Source organism: Flavobacterium cyclinae (assembly GCF_021172145.1).
Taxonomy (GTDB): domain Bacteria; phylum Bacteroidota; class Bacteroidia; order Flavobacteriales; family Flavobacteriaceae; genus Flavobacterium; species Flavobacterium cyclinae.
This window is the reverse complement of sequence record NZ_CP089095.1, coordinates 1,694,005-1,711,756: the sequence shown is the minus strand read 5'-3', so window position 1 is coordinate 1,711,756 and position 17,752 is coordinate 1,694,005. Positions and strand designations below refer to the sequence as shown.

Genomic DNA, 17,752 nt, shown 5'->3' with positions numbered 1-17,752 from the left:
CTCACATCGTCTCGTACCAACTAAATTTGGAATGAATAATTGCTTCTTTTTCCTTTTTTAAATAATCCAAATAGGCTAGGGCAGCTGGGTTATGATTTTTGCCTTTAACCCAAATCAAGCTCCAATCAGTTTTGATGGGTAATCCTTTTAATGGGATAATTTGTAATTCATTGTTTTGTAATTCTTTACGAATACCAATTAAAGGCATGATTGAATACCCTAAACCTGCTAAAATAGCTTGTTTTACAGCTTCGTTTGATGTAAGTTCCATGCGTTTATTTATCTTTAAATCCTGTTGTACTATAAAACGCTCCATTGTTTGGCGTGTCCCCGAACCTGCTTCCCTAAACAATAAAGGACGATTCTCTAATATCGTTTCCATTTTTGTTTTATTGCTGAATTTTTCTTCGTTATTACCTACCAAATACAATTTGTTTTGCATTAAATCGATTTTTTCTACTTTCATTTTTTCAGGTAGAATGGAAACTAAGGCAAAATCTACTTCATTCTGCTGTAAACTTTTTACCACTTTGTTTTTATTGGTTACATCCATTTCTAATTCAACTCCTGGATGCATTTTTAAGAAATCGGCTAAGAAAAAAGGCATTACATATTTGCCTGTAGAAACCACAGAAAACTTTATTTTTCCAAATAATTGGCCTTTATAAGCTAAGGTTTTATAGTCTATTGTATTTACTTGTTCCAGTATTTGAGCAGCAGCAGCAGCTATTTCTTTACCAAAATCAGTAACATAAATTTTTCTTCCCACCACTTCTGTCAATGGGATTTCAAACTGATCTTGAAAATTTTTTAATTGAATTGACACAGCAGGTTGGGTCAAATGTAACTCTTCCGAAGCCTTAGTAACACTTTGATTTTGTACTACTTTAAGAAATATACGCAATTGATTTAAAGTGTAATTCATAAAAAAATATTATGTTAATGATTACAAATATAAATAAAAATATATAAATATTAATTTTCAACTTTGTACCAGAAAAAAATTGCTATGATAATGAAAAATCCATTTAAATCTTTAACTACTCAAATCACAATTTAAATTGTTTTAGTATGGCAACTATTTATTTGGATTTTTTCATTAGTCTTGGAATCGTTCTGCTAGTATTCATAAAAAGTGTATTACAAATTCATACAATAAAAGGTGTACGTCATGAAAAGAATAAATTTAATTAACGGAAATTATAATTGCTCTGAAGCCAAAGAAATTTTGATGGATTTATGTAATAAGAACTTGAATTCTAATAAACTTCAAAACTTTAGTTCGCAAATACGATTTGGTAAAGATGATGATCAGGCGCTACAACAAATAAATACTTTAAATAAAAGTAAATCTGATATCTCTGAAATTATAGAAGATGCCAAACAAAAAAATAAGAAATTGATAATCAAGTCTTTTATCGAAATTGAATATGAAAATTAATATAAATTTCTTTAAAGATAGAGATTTACTAATTGTAACAAAACACAAAAAGGAGCAAGTGATTGCTCCTTTGTTACAAAACGAACTTGGTGTAAATTGCATTTTATCTCAGCAATTTGACACTGATTCACTGGGTACTTTTAGTGGTGAAGTAGAGCGCAAACAAGATGCTTTTACAACCTTAAGACAAAAATGTTTGCAAGCTATGGAGCTGGAAGGCTATGATTTAGCTATAGCAACGGAAGGTTCTTTTGGAAATCATCCTTCTGTTTTTTTTGCTGCAGCAAATGAAGAGTTAATTCTGTTAGTGGACAAACGTAATAATTTAGAAATCTTTGAACGCTTAATCAGTCTGGAGACAAATTTTAATTCGGAAAAAATTACATCAAAATCAGCATTTAATTCCTTTTTAGAAAGAGTAAAATTCCCATCTCATGCTATTATAATAAAAGATGAAGAGAAAGATTGGAATTCGATTAACAAAGGAGTAAATGACAAAGATACAGCCGACCGAATATTTGAAGAATTGTATTTTTCTAATGGATATTGCTTTGTAGAAACCGACATGAGAGCTATGTATAATCCAACACGAATGGCAATTATTGAAGCCGCATGTAAAAAACTTCTTTTAAAAATTCATTCGATTTGTCCTAATTGTCAGTCGCCAGGTTTTGGAATAGTGAAAGTAGAGTCGGGCTTAGCTTGTAGTTCTTGTTCTATGCCAACAAAATCGATTTTAGCACACGTTTACCAATGTCAAAAATGCCATTTTGAAGAAAAGAAAATGCATCCCAATCACAAACTGAAAGAAGATCCCATGTATTGCGATTTTTGTAATCCTTAAAAAATGATAAGTAAAGATATAGACAGAGCAGTTGAAGAGCTCAATCGAAATAATATAATTGGATTTCCTACCGAAACCGTCTATGGTTTGGCAGGAAATGCTTATGAAACGGAAGCCATCAATAAAATTTTTGAAGTTAAAAAACGTCCTACTTTTAATCCTTTGATTGTTCATATAAAGAGTATTTCGGATTTAGAAAAAGTAGCTTGTGATATTCCGCCAATCGCCTATGAATTAGCAAATGCTTTTTGGCCAGGACCATTAACCCTCATCTTAAAAAAACAACCTCATATTCCAGATTTAGTAACTGCTAATCAGGATACAGTTGCTGTTAGAGTTCCAAATCATCCTGTTGCATTAGAATTATTGCATAAATTAGAGTTTCCGTTAGTTGCCCCAAGCGCTAATCCATTTAAAAGAATAAGTCCCACCCAAGCTGTTCACGTGGAAGACTATTTTGGAAATCAAATAGGTTTAGTTCTTGATGGGGGGACGTGTAATTCAGGAATAGAATCAACTATTGTAGGTTTTAATAACAACAAGGTGGAAGTCTATCGTTTAGGAGCACTTGCCATGGAAGAAATTGAAAAATATTCTGAAAATGTAGTTGTATTGAATAAAAAAAGAAAACAACCAATTGCCCCCGGAATGTTGTTAAAACATTATGCTCCAAAAACAGATTTTATTTTAACCCGAAACATTCAAAATGAATTGGAATGGTTTTCTGATAAAAAAATAGGACTATTGCTTTTTAACAAAACCGAAGCTAGTTTAGAAGAGAAATATCAATTTGTATTATCTCCAGAAAGTGATTTGAAAATAGCAGCATCAAAGTTGTATGATGCATTACATCAATTAGATAAGATGAACTTAGATATCATAATAGCAGAACGTTTTCCAGAATTTGGATTAGGTTTATCTATAAATGATCGTTTAGAACGAGCAGCAAAAAAATAATAACACAAACTAACTAATATGAATTTTAATTTATTACTCGAAAATTTAACCAATCCGGCATTATTGTATTTTATTTTAGGAATTTTAGCCGTTTACTTAAAAAGTGACTTAGAAATTCCTCAAAATTCTTCCAAATTCATTTCACTTTACTTGCTTTTTGCTATCGGGTTTAAAGGCGGACAAGAGTTATCGCACGAAACCATAACGAGTGAAATCTTGTGGTGTATGCTATTTGGAATTTCAATTGCAATATTGATTCCATTATATACATTTTTTGTACTAAAACGCAAGCTAAATATATATGATTCAGGAGCCATTGCTGCTGCTTATGGTTCTATTAGTGCCGTAACATTTGTAACAGCTGTTTCGTATTTAGAATCGCATCAAATTTCAATACATGGTTATATGGTTGCCATTATGGCTTTAATGGAATCGCCAGCTATTATAGTGGGCTTGGTTTTAATTACACTTTTTAACAAAGAAAAAGCAAGTAAGTTTAATAAATCAGAAATTTTACGTCATTCTTTTACAAACGGAAGTGTACTTTTAATATTGGGGAGTTTGATTATTGGATTTTTAGCCAGTGACAAACAAGCTGAAGGGATTCAACCTTTTACAAATGATTTATTTAAAGGATTCTTAGCCATTTTCTTATTGGATATGGGAATCACAAGTGGAAAAAAGTTAAAATCCTTTTTTGAACACGGTTGGTTTCCCTTTGTGTTTGCTCTTTTTATTCCACTAGTAAATGGAACTTTATTTGCTTGGTTAAGCGGATTCATTACCGAAGATATTTCCAATCGTTTTATATTTTCAATATTAGCAGCAAGTGCTTCTTATATTGCCGTGCCGGCAGCCATGAAAATTACAGTACCAAAAGCAAATCCGGGGTTGTTTTTACCCATGGCTTTAGCTGTAACTTTTCCGGTTAACATTACGATAGGAATGCCTTTGTATTTTTATGTGGTTCAAAATTTTTAAATTATTGAAAATAAAACGATTACTATTGTGCTTAAAATAATTTTCTTTTAATTGTTTTTTTATTCAAAGGAATGAATTAAATTCGATTAACTTTAAATATTATTTTATGAATCTAGAAAATCAAGTAGTAGTTTCTTATGCAACAGATGCTGAAAGAGCTGCATTTTTTAAAAAAACCTACACTCATGTGGCATTTGCTATTTTAGCCTTTATGTTTGTAGAATCTCTTTTATTACAAATTGTTCCTGTTGATTGGATTTTGATGATGATGGGAGGGAAGTTTGTATGGTTATTTGTTTTAGGATTATTTTGGTTGGGATCAACATTATCAGACCGATTGGTTTTTCATCCTGATAGACAAAAACAATATTTAGGATTAGGATTGTATGTTTTGCTTGAGGCTATTATTTTCTTACCAATGATTGCTATTGCAGTTATTTATTCAGGTAGTGAAATGATTATGCAAGCTGCAATTATTACCTTATTCATGTTTTCTGGATTAACAGCAGTTGTATTCATGACCAAAACCGATTTCTCTTTTTTAAGAACTGCAATTACTATTGGTGGTTTTGTTGCTTTAGGAGTTATTGTTGTAGGTGCAATTTTCGGATTTAACTTAGGATTATGGTTTTCTGTAGGTATGGTAGTATTAGCGTCTGCAAGTATTTTATATCAAACTAGTCAAATTAAAGACCAATTCAGTACCGATCAATACGTTGGAGCATCATTGCAATTATTTGCTTCTATTATGTTATTATTCTGGTATGTATTACGAATTTTAATGAGTAGAAAATAAGCAAATTAGCTTATAAAATAAAAGCCCTGAAGTATATAACTTCAGGGCTTTATTATTTGGGAACTACTGCTTATTTAATAATTAATTTTTTAGTAGTTTGTTGATTGTTACTATCTGTAATTTGTAGTAAATAAATACCAGAATTCAATTCAGAAGTATTTATTGTTTGAATGAATTCATTATTTCCATCTTGGCTTAGAATCGTTTTACCAACGATATCATATATAGTAATTGCTTTGATAAAATTACTGTTGCTTGATGTTATTGTAACTTCGTTTTGTGCTGGATTAGGATATACTACGAACGAACTATTTTCGAATAAAGTTGTTTCTAAAGTAGCAACAAAAGTAGTGGTAAATGTATTCGTAATAATAGCAGGATTAAAATCGAAATAGATAGAAGCAGTATTAGAAATCACATCACCAACACTATAACCTGGTTTTGGTTTCACTTTAAACATAACATATCCTTTACCAATATTCGTATTCGCAACTGAAACCGGTAACATGATATTGTCAAATTTCCAAGTTAAATTATTGGCAACTCTGTCTAAAACGTAAGCATGACTTGCATTAATCATTTTGATTGAATTTTCATCTAATCTACTATCTAATACATCGTTAATTCTAACATTAATTGCACTTGCGTTACCAGTGTTTTCAAAACGAATGGTATAATATAAATAATCTTCTGAAGTAAATGAACTGTGTAAAATTTCAGCACCATGAGATTCCATTTTGTCATTTGGATCATAGGCATTGATTATCATTTGAGATAATGAATTCGAATTGTTTTCAGGAACAATATCGTTTGTTAATGGAAGAATTGAAGCGGTATTGGTTAGGTAATCTCCAGCGTTAACAGTTGGAATTGTTGGCACTTGAAAAGTAACTGTAATTTCTCTGTACTCAAATGGTAATAAGTTTGTAAAATCATACGTAAATCCTGTTGGAGTACTTACAGTACCACTTTGTGAAATAGAAGTGATAGTTGTTGCAACATCTTTATCAAATGAAATACTTCCAGAGGCTATCGTTTGATTTCCAATATTGGCATAATAAATCTTGTTCGTATATACAAATCCTGGTCTTGGAGCGTTTTGTGGAATGATAGTTATAGCTAAATCATTATAAGATTGAAGAATTGTTACTGGAAAATTATAAGTTGTAATACCAGAACCGCTAGCAACAGTAATATTGTTATAATTGCTAGTTGTTATAGAATACATTGCAGCATAAGCTGGGTCAATTGAATAACTAAAATTATATGGATTTGAAGGATTGTTCTCATAAATAGTGTAAATTCCTAAAGGTGATGTTACATTATGAACGGTTCCATTTCCATTCATTTCATATTGAAATTGTCCTAAAGGGAAGTTGGTTTCACCATTATCTTGAACTCCATTAGCATTAGAGTCTAAAAAGGCATTTAAACGAATACCTGAACAATCTATCGTTCCTTGTGAGTTGCCATAATTGGTAATTTTTATATAACCAGGTTGATTACTAAAATTGGTTACCATTATTAAGTAATATTGTCCTGCAATAGCATTAGGAATAATAGGGTATTCTACTGCCGAAGCAGAATAACTACAGCTTACAATATTGTTTGCTGTTAATTGTCCATTACACCCTGAAGTTGCATCTGTAAAAGGGCCATAAACGATATAATCTACATCAATATTCGCTCCTGTATTAAAACTTGGATTAACACTTTGTTGTACAACAAGATTAATGTTACCAGAATTACTTACAGGTAAATAAAACCAAGTAGGATTAGGTGTTGATAGTAAACATCCTTGGGTCTGATCAGATGGAAAATTAATTGTATTTTGAAAAGGAACACCTAAAGAACCACATAATGAATTAGCTAAACTACAAACCGATGCTAGGTTACAATTGGCAAATGTTCGTAAATTAAAAGTATAAATTTTATCACAATCAGAAGCAATACTTTCTCTAATAAAAATTGGAATAGCATTAGCTTGTACAGAAATGGTAAATGAATTTGGTGCATTTATAGCATTTTGGTTGTTCTCAGCATCTGCTTGAGACGTAAAATACGATAAAGTGTTGGTAGTATTTAATTGGGCTGCTGTTGTTGTTAAGTCAAAAGTAATAGACCCATTGTTATCTTGGTCGCATTGTTCCATTGGATTTAATGCAGGCTGTACAAAAATATGTTCTGTAACATGCAAGAAAAAAACTGAAATATAGGTAGTTCCTGTATTAATGTTAGCAACTCTAGCATAAACAGCTTGATTGATTCCTAGACCAACACAATAAGGTGATATTAAAGGATTGACATTATTGTTAGCATCATCATTTGTTAAGTGATAAGATATAACATGCTCATTTGGATTTAATGACCCCATTAAATTACTATCATTGTCTGTTAAATTAAAACAAACAGGTGAGGCATCACTACTACAAGCAGAAAAACTTTCTGGTTGTCCTGGTTGTTCTTGATTACAACTATTGGTTAAAAAGGTAATCGTTACAGGGTTACTTTCAATATTTGGACCACAAACTGAAGTAATCATTACAGTAACATTAACTCCACAAGGTAATCCTGTTAACACATAAGGATTTGTTGTAACATTTATATTGGTATACGAAACCCCATTAACAGAAACTGCAATGTTCCAAGTGTTAGAAGCACTGTCTTGCCAAAAAATTGTGGCAGAATTTTCAGTAATAGTATTAACGCCGGGAAACGTAGGGCTATCACATTGTGCCTGCGTTACAAAAGTTATAAAAAGTAGGGGAATCAGAGAGAGTAGAATTTTTTTCATTAAGAATAGTTTATAGAATTTGTTGCAAGTTACATTTTTTCAATTAGTTATAGGTTAATATTTGAATAATTTTAATTGTCAAATACAAGTTGTTATTTCTTTCTAAATTTCATTATTATAAGAATGTATAATAAGAAAAGTATTGGAACACTAACAACAAAATAAAGTCCAAATAAATATAGTAAGAGAATGCCAATTGTTACAAATAGAAAAAAGAGTAATTTGATTTTTATATATTTCATTAATACTTCCCACTCAATAACTCACCACCAATTGCTGATTTTGCTTCAATATTTAGTTTTTTCATCATTTCATACGTAGTACAAACAGCTGCCGAAGTTACAGGAATGCCACATTCTGCTTGAATTAAGTCAATAGCTTCTAAAGAAGGCATTTGTACACAAGCTGAAGCTACTAAAACATCCACATCGTTTAAATCCAATTGTTTGTAGATTTCTAATAAATTCATCGGATTTTGAGCGGCAACTTCCAAATTATCTGGAATTTCTAAAGCAATGCTTTCTTTTACTTTAATACCTTGATGTTCTATATAATCTACCACTTTATCAGTTAACGGACGCATATAAGGTGTAATAATCGAGATTTGTTTCGCACCTAAAACTTTCAATCCATTAATCAAAGCACCAGCTGAAGTTACAATTGGAGTAGGGAAGTCATTCGCCACCGTTTCTTGGTGTAAATTTACTTCCGAAACGCAATGATAACCACGTCCCATGCTCATAATAGCAACTAAACAAGCATAACCCATTACATCAACATGAGCATCGGATAATTCTTGAGCACATTTTAAACTCATTTTATCCATAGCTTCCAGTTCTTCTTTGGTTACTTTTTTCATGCGCATTCTACTGCTATGAAACGTAAAACGCTCTGGTAAAATAGTTTCTCTTGAACGAAAAATTGCTGGTATTTCGGTTTCCATCGTTACGTTTGATGATGGAACTATTTGGCCTATTCTGTATTTCATGTTTATTAATTTACAGTCTCTGTCACAGTTAACAGTCTGAAAACTGAAAACTGCGACTGAATACTTTTATTATATTTCTTTAACTGTGTTAATTATTGTTCCAATTCCTTCAACTGTAGCTTCCACCACATCACCATCGTACATCCATTCTTGAGGATCACGACCTGCACCAACACCTGCAGGAGTTCCGGTTGCGATAATGTCGCCGGCTTCTAAAGTGAAAACGGTACTTAAATCTTCAATTAAGTCATTAATATTGAACAACATGAATTTGGTATTCGAATTTTGTTTTTCAACACCATTTACTTTTAACGATAAATTCAAGTTGTGTGGATTTTCAATTTCGTCTTTTGTTACGATTACAGGTCCCATTGGAGCAAACGTATCTTGACCTTTAGAAACAATCCATTGTCCCTCACGACGACAGTCACGAGCTGAAATATCGTTAATTACGGTATATCCAAACACATAATCTAATGCTTCAGATTTTGGAATGTATTTTCCTTTTTTTGAGATGATTACTGCTAATTCACATTCCCAATCCAATTGCGAAGTTAACTTTGTATTTTTGATGATTTCTGTATTAGTTGCTGTTACTGTAGTTGGTGGTTTTGAGAAGATAATTGGTTTCGTTGGAAGCTTTCCTGTTGTATCCAAAGTTCTTGCACTTTCGGCAACGTGTTCGGTATAATTCAACCCAATTCCAATAATGTTTTTTCTTGGTTTTTCGATAGGAGCTAAAATGGTTACTTCATCCATTTCATAAGCGATTTCTTCGAAAAAATTCTCAGGAGTTTCTGCAATCATTTCAGTTATTTCTGCAATGATTTCGAAGCCCATGTCAATTAATTCCAGCATATCGTTTGGTAATGGGAAATTGGAAATATCTCCAAAATCCTGCATGTCGATTACTTGATTGTTATGAATGAAGCCCAAACGAGGCTCGGTGTCTTGTGTTTTGTAAGTAAGTAGTTTCATTTAATTTTTATTATTGTTGAGACAAGGCAATGCCTTGTCTGTACTATATCAATTGGTGTCCGTTGTTTTCTGTTAATTCTCTTCCTTGAAATAAACCTAATCCTTCAATTACTGGTAAATCATTAAAATTGAATAAACAAGCATCTTCAGTTTCCGATAAGTTGTGATGCTCGTGCCAAGCCCAACTCGGAACACAGAAAATATCGCGTTCTTTCCAGTCAAAACGTTTTCCGTTGATGATGGTGTAGCCTTTTCCTTTGGCGCATTGGTAAACAAATGATCCTGTGTGTTTGTGGGCTTTTCCTTTGAAACCAGCTGGAAACAATTGCATGGCAGCTCCCATAGTTTGCATCACATGTCCGCCAGTTAATGGATTTGAATATTGCATAAAAATTCCATCAAACGGATTGATTTCTGTTACTTTTTGTGCTTCCAATAATGCTGGATACACCTTTTTCCAAGAAAATTTAAATAAAGGGGAATACGGTTTATCCCAAACTTTATCGGCAGGAATTAAACCTGCGCAACCGTAAGCAATTGGAGAATAATTTAAAGGAGCAATTAATTCTTGTTTTCCTTCTAAAACGGCATAATCATTGGCTTCTAAAGCATTCACTAACGGAATATCCAAACCATCTTGCCAAATACAAGTTTTTCCACCTTCTTCTACACCGTGTTCGTGCCAAGTGGAATTTGGTGTAATCACAAAATCATTTACTTCTAACATAATTTTATTACCATCTACAACCGTATAACCTTTTTCGCCTTCCATAATAAAACGTAGGGCAGAAGCACGATGACGATGCGCTGAAGTAAATTCACCTGGACGTGTAACTTGAATTCCGGTATATAACCAACCCACAGCAGCGGAAACGTCTCTACGCTTGTCGTTTACCAAATAAACAACGCGTCTTCCTGCTTGTTCAGGAGTTACCAATTCCGATGATTTTAGCACTAAATCACGTAAATCGTCATATTTCCATAACATAGGAACAGAGGTAGAGCGTGGTTCCCATGGTTCAATGTCATTAGCGACTGTCCATAAAGCACCTGCACCAAGTGTTTCTAATTCTTTATAATATGCCTTAAGTTCATCAGAGTCTTGTACTCGAGCTCTTCCGTAAACATCATCTGAATAGTTGTTTTCTTCCATTTTTTTTATTTTTAACTCCGACAGAGTTCAAAACTCTGTCAGAGTTGATAAATTTCTTATTCGATTATAAATTTAGTAATTTCATTTAAATTTTGAGATGATTTATGGTAATCTATAAAGTCTAGCTTTTTTCCATATAATTCAATAACATCTTGTCTTTTTAATTTTGTTGGTTTGTCTGATATAATTGATTCAAATGAAGACCAAGGATATAAATTCATTTGTTGAACAAAACCATGTTGAACTGGATTGTTGTGAATATAATAAATAAGATTTTGTAAATACCTTTCTGAAGTGATTTGCTTTCGCTCAAAAGGTTTTTCAAACAAAGCGCCTGTTCTATTAAATTTTTTATTAATAGCTTGTGTATAAGCATTAAATAAATGTCCAAATTGTTTTGATGGATCTAATACTTTTGGTTTTTCTACCGTTGAATATTCTAATTTTGAGTAATCAACTTCATTATCTAATTTGATATAAACCAAAATATGAAAATGATTTTTCAACAAACACCAAGCATAAGTTTCGGCAATTGGTGAAATATACCTATCAAATAACCTTAAAAAATGATAATAACTTTCGGAGTCAAAAAAAACATCAATACCATTATTACCACGATTATAAATGTGGTAGTAATTTCCTTTTTCTAATGGTAATGGTTTGTAGTTTTTCATATTTTATTTAACCTTTTAAACTCCGACAGAGTTTTGAACTCTGTCGGAGTTTAACTATCTTTAAGAACTATCTCTTATTAAACTCCTCGTGATTATCAATAAACGTAATTTTTCGAGTTGGAGCCGTGTTTACCCTCAAATCGAATATATCAAATCGATTGTAATGCCCTAAAATATCGTGCATTTGTTTCGGTTGGATGCATTTTGCTAAATCAATATCAGCATAAACCATTCCTTCTTCATCAATTAACGGTTGTCCAATGACAGCGCCATTTGGACCTATAAATCCAGAGAAAGCAGAACTTTTTCTATCCAATAATTCATCAACATTCGGAACATCAGCACGTAAAGCGTCTTTGATTTCTTGCGAAACGGTCGAACAAGAAACAATTGTAAATAATTTTCCTTCAAACGAATGCGCTGCTGCACGAATTTTAATCGCCTCCGCCATATCGTAATCAGGTGGCGCTACTGGTAATGAAATATAATTCGCGATATGAATCAATTCGCCTTGAGAAAGTAGCGTAAAACGCGCTAAAGTATTTGTATTTTCGCCACAAGCTAAGGTTCCGATTGGTCCAATTTCTGTATTGTAGACTTTTAAAGAAGAACCATCACCTGAAGACCAAGTTAGTTTTTCAGCCCATGTTGGGACTAACTTTCTGTGTTTTCCAATAATTACACCTTTGTTATCAATGATTAAATTGGTATTGTAAATTTCGCCATAGCTTTTACCTCGCTCGTTGATTCCCATCACAATATGAATGTCGTTGTCTTTAGCGGCTAAGCAAAGTTTTTTGATTTCTGGACCTGCTACGTCAACCGAATTTTTATATAATTCTTCATACCATTTACTACCTTGAACAGGCGTCATAATCCAATTCCAATACGGATATCCAGCGATAAAAACCTCAGGAAAAGCGATTAATTTTGCCCCGTTATTACTAGCTTCTTTGATGAAAGAAATAGCTTTGTCAACCGTTTTTTCTACATTTAGAAATACAGGTGACGTTTGAACGGTTGCGGCTTTGAATTTTTTGAATTCCATTTGTGAATTGTTTTTTTTTTTGGAACACAGATTGTAGAAATTTTTAAAATTTACATAATTTCTTGAATCCGTGTACCTAGTTTTATAATTCGTATTGCTTTATTTTATTCTTCATTTCTTCTGTAAAAGGTTCGGCTTTGATGCCGTTTCTTTCTGGATTGAAAGCTACATTTACTAAAGTAACTTCGCCTTCTAAAACGGTGTTTTCAGATTCATTTACAAACTGAAATCCGCAAAGTATGGATGAGTTTTTTAGTTCTTTTACCCAAAGTTTTTTGGTTAAGATTTCACCTAATCTAGCAGCATTTTTGAATTGAATTTTTAAATCAACCGTTGGAATCCCATTGGTTTCGTGCATTTTTGAAAAAGGACGATCTAAGGCTTCTTCAAACCAATCTTCTACTAAACAATTTAGCATTTCTAAAAATCGGGGATAGAAGACAATTCCAGCATAATCAACATGTTGGAAGCGTACTTTTTCTTGTTTTATGAATTCACTCATTATATATGTCTTGATACTTATTACTAAAATCTTAATACTTATTTCAATTTAAATCGTTGTATTTTCCCTGTCTCCGTTTTTGGTAAACATTCCACAAAATTAATGACTCTTGGGTATTTATAAGGAGCAGCTACTTCTTTGAACCAGTGTTGAATACGATTCTTCATTGCATCTGTTGCTTTAGTAGTATCATGTAATACAATATGAGCACAGACTAACATTCCTCGTTCTTCATCAGGTAAACCTACTACAGCACATTCCAAAATATCTTCGTGGGTTAAAAGTACGGATTCTACTTCAATTGCCGCAATATTATAGCCCGAAGAAATAATCATATCATCACCACGAGCCACAAAATGAAAATAACCTTCTTCATCTTGACGAAAAATATCGCCTGTGATGTTCCAACCGTTTTCTACGTATTCGCGTTGTTTTTCTTCTCGATTTAGGTATTTGCAACCTGTAATTCCACGAACGGCTAGTCTTCCAGCTTCATTTCTTGGTAATTCGTTACCTTCTGTGTCAATGATTTTGGCTTCGTAACCTGTAATCGCTTTACCTGTAGCGCCAGGTTTCATATTTTCTTCATTGGATGAAATAAAAATATGCAACATTTCGGTAGCACCAATTCCGTCAATGATTTTTAAACCTATAGCATCGTACCAATCTTGCCAAACTTTTAGTGGCAAAGTTTCGCCAGCAGACACACATTTTCTTAAACTTGAAATATCGTAATCTTGAATTTTGGTTGTGATGATGCGCCAAGCAGTAGGAGCGGTGAAGCAAATCGTTATTTTAAAATCTTGAATCGCTTTCAATAATAAATCGGGACTCGGTTTTTCGATTAAAAATGAAGAAGCTCCAAAATACATGGGAAACAACACCAATCCACCTAAACCGAACGTAAATCCTAAAGGTGGACTTCCTGTAAAAATATCGTTTGGAGTGGGTTGTAGTGAATACTGTGGAAACGCTTCGCAAATATTCAAAATATCTCTATGATAATGTGCCGTCATTTTGGGTAAACCCGTAGTTCCAGAAGTGAAACCAATCAAAGCCACCGAATCCGATTTCGAATGATAATTATCGAAAGTTTTAGGTTTAGAAGCCATTAATTCCTCCAATTGCGAATTTCCGTAAAAACAGGTTTGTTTTAAGAAATTAGATTTTACTAAGTGAATTTCTTCTTCCAATTCCTTATCGCACAACACATGCGAAATTTCGGCACAATCGATAATCGTAGTCAATTCTTTAGAACGAAGCAATGGCATGGTTGCCACAACAATTCCACCCGCTTTTAAAATAGCAAACCAACACGCGACCATCATGGGATTGTTAGCCGAACGAATCAAAACGCGATTACCAGATTGTAATCCTAAATCATCCACCAAAACATGAGCAATTTGATTCGCTTTTTCATATAAATCTTGATAGGTCCAAGTTTCCTCAAACGTACGAATACAACTATTATTTCCACGTCCTTCACGAATATGGCTATCTAACAATCTATCAACGCAATTCAGCATTTCAGGATGTTGGAATTGCGGTAATTCCAAAAAGGTGTATTCTGGTTGTAATTCCAGAACTGGCAAGCTATTGTGAGCGAAATTATCTTCGTAATGTTTCATAATTCCAATTATAGTTTGTTGCTTTTTGGTTTTAAAGCTTTTTTCATTCCTTCCACTTGTTTTCTTTCAGAAGCTTTTAGCGGATATAAATGCGAAACGCCCATTTTATATGGATTTGGAATGTCATTCGCTTGAAATTGTTCGTAAGCTTGAGCATTTCTAACGAAATTTGCATCCAACAATAAAGGTCGCCCTAAAGCCACTAAATCAGCTCTTCCGTTTAAAAGAATCGTATTGATTTGGTCAATATCTTGAATATAGCCAGCGGTTATAGTTGGAATATGAACCGTATTTCGAACCGCATCCGAAAAAGGTGTTTGCCACATTCTTCCCGTTAAAGGTTTTTGACCAGCTACTGTATTTCCTGTTGAAACATTGATGATATCCGCACCAGCATTTTTGAAAGCGGTTGCAATAGTAATCACTTCTTGTTCCGAAATTCCGTTTTCAGCCCAATCAGTTGCTGAAATTCGCACAGAAATTGGTTTATCCGTTGGGAATACTTCACGAATGGCTTTGAATACTTCTAATGGATATTTCAAACGGTTTTCGATGCTACTACCAAATTCATCAGTACGTATATTGGTTAATGGAGATAGGAATGAAGCCAATAAAAAGCCGTGATGTGCTTGTAATTCTATCAAATCAAATCCTGCTTCGTCTGCATTTTTAGCTGCTTGTACGAATTGTGCTTTGATTTTCGCCATGTCTTCCAATGTCATTTCCATTGGAACAGTGAAATTGTCATTGAATGGAATAGGAGATGCCGAAATTAAATCCCAAGGTGTTTCCATCGGTCCGTTGCCTTCCCAAGGTTTTTTAGTAGCACCTTTTCTTCCGGAATGTCCTAATTGAATTCCGATTTTTGTTTCTGTATTGTTATGTATGAAATCGGTAATTTTTTTCCATTGGTTTACTTGTTCTGCATTGTAAATTCCAGCACAACCTTCGGTAATTCTTCCGGTTTCAGAAATGGCGGTCATTTCGGTAATGATTAATCCTACACCACCAGTAGCTCGACTTCCGTAATGGACTAAATGCCAATCAGAAACCAATCCATCTACAGCAGAATATTGTCCCATTGGTGCCATAACGATGCGGTTTGGGAGTTCTAGTTGTCTAATTTTGAAAGGAGTGAAGGCTGCAGAGTTGGAAGTTGGGAGTTGGGAGTTGGAATTTTCCAAAAATTCGTTCAATACTTTATCGGTAAACGAACTATCTCTCAAACGCAAATTCTCAAACGTTACTTTTTTAGAGCGTGTCATACATCCAAACGCAAATTGTTGGAAAGGATGTTGCATATGACGATCCATATTTTCGAACCAATCTAAAGAAACTACTGCGGCATATTGAATCATTTCTACCGTATTTCTTCGGGTTTTATCGTATTGCTCAAAAGCAGCTTGTACGTTATTTGGATTCGCAATTACAGCATCCGATAATCCGATAGCACAATCCATTGCTAATTTGGTTCCTGAACCAATAGAGTAGTGGGCTGTAGCTTTGGCATCACCTAATAATACAATGTTGTTATGATACCAATTTTGATTCGTTACATGTGGAAATTGACGCCAATGCGATTTATTTGAAATCAGCGGATGCCCGTCTAATTCTTCTTTGAAGATTTCAGCAATTTTAGCCATTGTATCGGCTTCATTTGTCACTTCAAAACCATGCTTTTGCCAAGTTTCATCTGAACATTCAAAAATCCATGTACTCATACCTTCTTCGTATTGATAGGTGTGAGCCACAATAGTTCCGTGAGGCGTACTTCTAAAAAAATAAGTAAACGCATCAAGAGGTTTTGTAGATCCTAACCAAACGAAGCGATTTTTCTTTAATTCGATTTTCGTTCCGAATTCTTTTTGGTATTGGGTACGAATAGCACTTGCTATTCCATCAGAAGCTAAAATAATATCAGAATCGGCAAATTGCGATAAATCATCCACATTTTGTTCAAAATGCAGATTTACTCCTTCTTCGATACAGCGTTGATGTAATAATTTTAATAGTGTTTTTCGTGAACAACCACAAAAGCCATTTCCTGCAATACTTACTTCTTCACCATCACGAGCAACGATAATATCATCCCAATATGCAAATTTGCTACGAATTAATTCATACGACTGCATATCGCGTTTAAGGAATTCCCCTAACGTTTCGTCTGAAAAAACGACTCCAAAGCCAAAACTATCATCGGGTTTATTACGTTCGTAAATATCGATTTGGCAATGAGGCATTGCTTTTTTGGTTAATATCGAAAAGTAAAGTCCGCCCGGACCGCCACCTATAACTGTTATTTTGAGCCCTCTAACCCCCGAAGGGGGAATTATTGTTTTCATATATTTATTGTCTTTTGATTGAGAAGATTTCTCCTAATTTACTATAATTGGAACCTGCTAAACGGGCGACAGGCTTGTATTTGTCTAAATTGATTCTGTGATTTTCCATTAATATTGAATCGTCAATATGCATGGTAATAATTTTACCAATGATTATACAAGCGCCGCCATTTTGATGATTTTCAATAAAATAATGATGTACCATTTCACATTCAAAATGCACTAAACTTTCTTTAACACGTTTTGGTTTGACAAAAACAGCATCAATAGGAGTAACCCCAGCTAATTCAAATTCATCCACATCAGAAGCTACACTTTGAGAAGTGGTGTTCATCTGTTCTACAACTTCTTCGGTAACTAGGTTAACAACGAATTGCTTATTGTCTAAAATATTATTTAATGTGTCTTTGTTTTTGTTTCCTGTTCTTACCGTTGAAAACATCACATGAGGTGGGTCTTCGCTCACTACATTAAAGAATGAAAAAGGAGCAAGGTTATGGATTTCGTTTGCATCTATTGTAGAAATCCAACCAATGGGTCTAGGGATTACAGTACCTGTTAATAGTTTATATAATACAGAAGAATCTGTGTTTTGTATATCAAATTGCATGCTTGTGTGTTGTTTC

At 33.5% G+C, this 17,752-nt stretch carries 16 protein-coding genes; 5 read left to right on the top strand and 11 right to left on the bottom strand.

The window, feature by feature from the left end; genetic code table 11:
• Position 1: 1 nt before the first annotated feature.
• Positions 2-925 (bottom strand): LysR family transcriptional regulator, encoded by a 924-nt coding sequence (locus LOS86_RS07945; RefSeq protein ID WP_231841574.1) that lies wholly within the window; start codon positions 923-925, stop codon positions 2-4.
• Positions 926-1,171: 246 nt separating this feature from the next.
• On the opposite strand from LOS86_RS07945, the gene LOS86_RS07940 reads away from it, so the two are divergent.
• From LOS86_RS07940 to LOS86_RS07920, 5 genes are all read left to right on the top strand, one after another.
• Entirely contained in the window at positions 1,172-1,441 is a 270-nt protein-coding gene (locus tag LOS86_RS07940; protein ID WP_231841573.1) for a hypothetical protein, read from the top strand.
• Positions 1,431-2,285 (top strand): DUF6671 family protein, encoded by an 855-nt coding sequence (locus tag LOS86_RS07935; RefSeq protein WP_231841572.1) that lies wholly within the window; start codon positions 1,431-1,433, stop codon positions 2,283-2,285. The genes LOS86_RS07940 and LOS86_RS07935 overlap by 11 nt, the downstream gene beginning before the upstream one ends.
• A gap of 3 nt (positions 2,286-2,288) precedes the next feature.
• Positions 2,289-3,242: an L-threonylcarbamoyladenylate synthase gene (locus tag LOS86_RS07930; protein ID WP_231841571.1), complete on the top strand. Its 954-nt coding sequence runs from the start codon at positions 2,289-2,291 to the stop codon at positions 3,240-3,242.
• Between the two features lie 18 nt (positions 3,243-3,260).
• The gene (locus LOS86_RS07925; protein WP_231841570.1) at positions 3,261-4,223 is read left to right on the top strand and encodes a sodium-dependent bicarbonate transport family permease; all 963 of its coding nucleotides are present in this window, start codon (positions 3,261-3,263) and stop codon (positions 4,221-4,223) included.
• A 106-nt stretch (positions 4,224-4,329) separates the two neighbouring features.
• Positions 4,330-5,019: a Bax inhibitor-1/YccA family protein gene (locus tag LOS86_RS07920; RefSeq protein ID WP_231841569.1), complete on the top strand. Its 690-nt coding sequence runs from the start codon at positions 4,330-4,332 to the stop codon at positions 5,017-5,019.
• A 70-nt stretch (positions 5,020-5,089) separates the two neighbouring features.
• On the opposite strand, the gene LOS86_RS07915 is transcribed toward LOS86_RS07920, so the two are convergent.
• The 10 genes from LOS86_RS07915 to LOS86_RS07870 form a co-directional block, all read right to left on the bottom strand.
• Complete coding sequence (locus LOS86_RS07915; protein ID WP_231841568.1) at positions 5,090-7,813, bottom strand: T9SS type A sorting domain-containing protein; 2,724 nt, start codon at positions 7,811-7,813, stop codon at positions 5,090-5,092.
• A gap of 241 nt (positions 7,814-8,054) precedes the next feature.
• Complete coding sequence (locus LOS86_RS07910) at positions 8,055-8,801, bottom strand: maleate cis-trans isomerase family protein (RefSeq protein WP_309508754.1); 747 nt, start codon at positions 8,799-8,801, stop codon at positions 8,055-8,057.
• A 69-nt stretch (positions 8,802-8,870) separates the two neighbouring features.
• Positions 8,871-9,779: a fumarylacetoacetate hydrolase family protein gene (locus LOS86_RS07905; RefSeq protein ID WP_231841567.1), complete on the bottom strand. Its 909-nt coding sequence runs from the start codon at positions 9,777-9,779 to the stop codon at positions 8,871-8,873.
• Positions 9,780-9,822: 43 nt separating this feature from the next.
• Complete coding sequence (locus LOS86_RS07900) at positions 9,823-10,932, bottom strand: cupin domain-containing protein (protein ID WP_231841566.1); 1,110 nt, start codon at positions 10,930-10,932, stop codon at positions 9,823-9,825.
• Positions 10,933-10,988: 56 nt separating this feature from the next.
• Positions 10,989-11,606, bottom strand: coding sequence for a hypothetical protein (locus LOS86_RS07895; protein ID WP_231841565.1), 618 nt, complete (start codon positions 11,604-11,606; stop codon positions 10,989-10,991).
• 67 nt (positions 11,607-11,673) lie between these two features.
• Positions 11,674-12,654 (bottom strand): carbon-nitrogen hydrolase family protein, encoded by a 981-nt coding sequence (locus LOS86_RS07890; RefSeq protein ID WP_231841564.1) that lies wholly within the window; start codon positions 12,652-12,654, stop codon positions 11,674-11,676.
• An 82-nt stretch (positions 12,655-12,736) separates the two neighbouring features.
• The gene (locus tag LOS86_RS07885) at positions 12,737-13,156 is read right to left on the bottom strand and encodes an acyl-CoA thioesterase (protein WP_194095543.1); all 420 of its coding nucleotides are present in this window, start codon (positions 13,154-13,156) and stop codon (positions 12,737-12,739) included.
• 38 nt (positions 13,157-13,194) lie between these two features.
• A complete protein-coding gene (locus LOS86_RS07880; RefSeq protein ID WP_231841563.1) occupies positions 13,195-14,784 on the bottom strand; it encodes an AMP-binding protein in 1,590 nt (529 codons plus the stop codon).
• A gap of 8 nt (positions 14,785-14,792) precedes the next feature.
• Complete coding sequence (locus LOS86_RS07875) at positions 14,793-17,126, bottom strand: oxidoreductase (protein ID WP_231841562.1); 2,334 nt, start codon at positions 17,124-17,126, stop codon at positions 14,793-14,795.
• A 4-nt stretch (positions 17,127-17,130) separates the two neighbouring features.
• Positions 17,131-17,736 carry a flavin reductase family protein gene (locus tag LOS86_RS07870; RefSeq protein WP_231841561.1) on the bottom strand — a complete coding sequence of 202 codons (606 nt, stop codon included), beginning with the start codon at positions 17,734-17,736 and terminating at the stop codon, positions 17,131-17,133.
• Between the last annotated feature and the right edge of the window lie 16 nt (positions 17,737-17,752).